Source organism: Isoptericola sp. NPDC057191, assembly GCF_042670225.1.
Taxonomy (GTDB): Bacteria; Actinomycetota; Actinomycetes; order Actinomycetales; family Cellulomonadaceae; genus Isoptericola.
The window spans coordinates 1-3,378 of record NZ_JBHUWC010000281.1; the positions used below are offsets into that span (position 1 = coordinate 1).

Below are 3,378 nucleotides of genomic sequence, written 5' to 3' on the forward strand. Positions count from 1 at the left end.
ATGGCGGGCCGCTTGCCCTTGTCCCGGTCGCCGGTCGCGCCGAAGACGACGACGAGCCGGCCGGCCGTCGTGGGACGCAGGGCGGCGAGCGCGAGCTCGAGGGCCTCGGTGTTGTGCGCGAAGTCCACGACGACGCGCGGATGGCCACCGCCGCCCGCCCCGACGACCTCCATGCGGCCGGGCACCACGGCCGAGAGCCCGTCCGCGGCGGCGAGCGCCTCGGCGACGTCCTCGACGTGCGCACCGCCCTCGAGCACCATCGCGACGGCGAGCGCGGCGTTCGCCACGTTGAAGGCGCCGGGCAGCGAGGTGGACGTGCGCAGGGTGCGCCCGTCGGCGTGGCCGAGCGTGAAGGCCGAGCCGGTGCCGTGCTGCGCGACGTCGGTCACGGTCCAGTCGGCCGCCGCCTCCCCCGGGCGCGCAGGGCGCGTGCGCAGCGTCGCGACCGGCACCCGTGCGGCTGCGGCCATGCGCTCGCCCCAGACGTCGTCGACCACGACGACGCCACGGCGCGCGTGCTCAGGGGTGAACAGCGACGCCTTCGCGTCGAAGTAGGACTGCAGGTCGCCGTGGAAGTCCAGGTGGTCCTGGCTGAGGTTGGTGAACCCGGCGACGCCGAACTCGACGCCGTCGACGCGGTGCATGGACAGCGAGTGCGAGGAGACCTCCATCGCCAGCGTCCGCACCTCGTCCTCGCACATCGCCGCGAGCAGCGCCTGCAGGTCGGCGGCCTCGGGCGTGGTCAGGCGGCTCGGCAGCACGCGGTCGCCCGCCCGCATCTCCACCGTCCCGATCAGCCCGGACCGCCAGCCCAGGGCGCGCAGCAGGTGGTCGACCTGGTACGTGGTGGTGGTCTTGCCGTTCGTGCCGGTGACCCCGAAGGTCATGAGGCGCTCGGCGGGCTCTCCGTAGACCCACGCCGCGACCGGGCCGAGGACGGCCCGCGGGTCGCCGGTAACCAGGACGGGCACGGCGGGGTCGAGGGCCTCGGGCCCGGCCGCCAGGGCGGCCGCGCCGGCGGCGTTGGTGAGCACCGCGCGCGCGCCGCGCGAGACGGCGTCGGCGGCGAACCGCGCACCGTGCGCGTGCGCGCCCGGGAGGGCGACGAAGAGGTCGCCGTCGGCGACGACGCGGTTGTCGGACGCGACCGAGGTGACGACGACGTCGGCGGGGACCTGCGGCCGGGGCCCGTCCTGCGGGCCCGCCGGCGTCGTCACCTCGAGCCCGAAGGTCAGGGCGAGGTCCCGCACCCGCCGGGGCGTCGTGCCCGCGGGCCGGATACGGGGAAGCGGGGATGTCACGGAGAAGAACCTACCGTCTGCGGGCTGCCCGCCCGGCACCCGACGTGCCGGGCATGACGACCGTCACGGAGGTCGCGCCGCCCTCGGTCGCCGGGCTCACCAGGTGAGGTCGTACGGGTCGGACGGCCGCGTGCTCGGAGGCACGTCCATCTTCTGCAGGGTGTACCCCATGAGGTCGCTGAACACCGGCGCCGCGACCACGCCGCCGTAGATCGACGACTGCGGGCTGCGCAGGAACACCGACACCGTGTACTGCGGGTCCTCCGCCGGTGCGACACCGATGAACGAGGCCATGTAGGTGGTGCCGCCGCCCGGCAGCCACATCTGCGCGGTGCCCGTCTTGCCCGCGACGCGGTAGCCCGGGACCCGCGCGTTGGCGGCGGTGCCCTCCTCCCCCGTGACCGACTCCATCATGCGCATCAGGGAGCTCGCGGTCTTCTCGGAGACGACGCGCGTCTTCTGCGGCGCCGCCGCCGGGGTGAACGTGCCGTCCGCGGCCCTCGTGCCGGCAAAGATGCTCGGCTCGACCCGGACGCCGCCGTTCGCGACCGTCGAGAACACCTGGGTGGCCTGCATCGCGTTCACGGCCACGCCCTGGCCGAACAGGATCGTGTACGGCGTCCGCGCGTCGTGCGCGAAGCTGTCGCGGTCCGGCAGGATGCCGGCCGACTCGCCCGGCAGCCCCAGCCCGGTCGGCTGCCCGAAGCCGAACTTGCGCAGGTAGTCGTACCGGACCTGCTGCGGGATCTTCTCGCCGATCTGCACCGTGCCCGTGTTGGAGGAGTGCGCCAGGACCCCCGCGAGCGTGAGGTGCTGCACGGGGTGCTCGTGCGAGTCCTTGAACGTCTCACCGTTGGGGGCCGTGTACCGGTAGGGCACCGTGAACTGGCTGTCCGGCTTCCAGTAGCCCCCCTCGAGCGCGGAGGCCATCGTGATGACCTTGCCGGTGGACCCGGGCTCGAACACGTCCTTGACCGCCCGCGAGCCGTTGGCGACCTCGGAGGTCGACCGGTCGTTGGGGTCCACGTCGCCGGAGTCCGCCACGGCCAGGACGGTGCCGTCGCCCACCCGCTGCACCACGGCGATCCCGTAGGCGGCGCCCGAGGACGACACGGCCTGGTCGATGAGGTCCTCGGCCTTCCACTGCACGTCGCTGTCGATCGTGAGCACGACGTCGCTGCCCGGCACGGCGGGCGTGGCGTCCTGCTGGGAGTTCGGGATCATGACGCCGTCGCGGCCGCGCTCGTACGTCACCTTGCCGTCGGTGCCCGCCAGGACGTCGTCGTAGGCACGCTCGAGGCCGCCCTGGCCCACCTGGTCGCCGTCGACGTAGCCGACCAGCGTGCCGGCGACCACCCCCGCCGGGTAGGTGCGCCGGGACGTGAGCTCGGTGCTGATGTACGCCTGGAGCTGCAGCTTGGTGATCGCCCGCTGGATCTCGGGCACCGCGTTCCGCTTGAGGATCACGTACCGGTCGTCGCCGTTGAGCCGCGCCGCGAGCTCCGCGGGCTGCTCGTCGAGGATCGGGGCGAGGAGCTGCGCGATGCCGAGCGCGCCGTCCTGCACCGCCTTCCCGGTGGCGGTGTCCACCCGCTGGCCGCCGCGGAAGCTCTGGATGGCGAGGGTGTCCGCCGAGATCGTGTAGCGGTCGACGGACGTCGCCAGCACGCGTCCGTTCGCGTCGACGATGTCGCCGCGGTGCGCGATCTCCACCGACTGCGTGGTCCGCTCCTTCTGGGCCTTCGCCGCCAGCGCGGGACCCTGGAAGATCTGCACCTGCACGAGGCGCCCGACGAACACCGTCAGGACGAGGGCGGCCACGACGATGATCCACCGCTGCCGCCGTCCGGGGTCGCCGGGCCCCCTGCGGGCCGCGGCGCCGGCGCGCGGCCGCGGCGGCGCGCCCGAGCCCCGTGCGGGGGTCCGCGTCCCTGCCCGTCCTCCCGCGCCGCGCACGGCCGTCGTCGGACGGCTCGTCCGCCCCGCGGAGGTGGTCCGGCCCGAGCTGCGCTGCACCGACGACGGCGTGCGCGACGTCGTGCCGGACGACGGACGGGAGGTGCTCACCCCACGAGTC

General features: G+C 74.3%; 3 protein-coding genes. 1 reads left to right on the forward strand and 2 read right to left on the reverse strand.

The window, feature by feature from the left end:
• A partial coding sequence (locus ACFT55_RS19745; RefSeq protein WP_380245554.1) for a Mur ligase family protein occupies nucleotides 1-1,301 on the reverse strand: 1,301 nt, incomplete at its 3' end.
• A 96-nt stretch (nucleotides 1,302-1,397) separates the two neighbouring features.
• Nucleotides 1,398-3,122 (reverse strand): peptidoglycan D,D-transpeptidase FtsI family protein, encoded by a 1,725-nt coding sequence (locus ACFT55_RS19750; protein ID WP_380245555.1) that lies wholly within the window; start codon nucleotides 3,120-3,122, stop codon nucleotides 1,398-1,400.
• Nucleotides 3,123-3,126: 4 nt separating this feature from the next.
• Between ACFT55_RS19750 and ACFT55_RS19755 the strand changes: the two genes are divergently transcribed.
• Nucleotides 3,127-3,378, forward strand: a 252-nt coding sequence (locus ACFT55_RS19755; RefSeq protein ID WP_380245556.1) for a hypothetical protein, incomplete at its 3' end; no start/stop codon positions are given.